This is a genomic window from Verminephrobacter aporrectodeae subsp. tuberculatae At4 (genome assembly GCF_000193225.1).
Taxonomy (GTDB): Bacteria; Pseudomonadota; Gammaproteobacteria; order Burkholderiales; family Burkholderiaceae_C; genus Acidovorax; species Acidovorax aporrectodeae.
On record NZ_AFAL01000932.1, the window covers coordinates 1 to 287 of the forward strand.

1 protein-coding gene is annotated in these 287 nt (G+C 62.0%); it reads right to left on the reverse strand.

Annotation, left to right across the window (positions count from 1 at the left end; genetic code table 11):
• Nucleotides 1-287: hypothetical protein (locus VTU_RS34250; RefSeq protein WP_010109431.1), on the reverse strand; the 287-nt coding region annotated here is incomplete at both ends.

The window sequence follows — 287 nt, forward strand, 5'->3', positions numbered from 1 at the left end:
CGGGCCAGGCTTGTGCCTTTTTCGCGCACTTCTGTCAGTTTGCCCAGTGCGTCCCATTGGTATTCGCGTTGCCCGATCTGTGTGGGCTGGCCGTTGGCGTCGTAGCGCGCGAGCACGGCGGTCGCCCCTTGCGCTTGTTCTTCGCTCCAGCGGTGGCTTTGCGCGGGGTAGCGGGTTTGCTGCGTGGCTTTTTGTAGTTCGTCCTGCGTTTCTACGCCCTGCTGGCTCAGTACGCGCCGCTCGTTGGGGTCGTAGTGGTAGCGGTTGACTTGGTTTTTCTGCCCTTG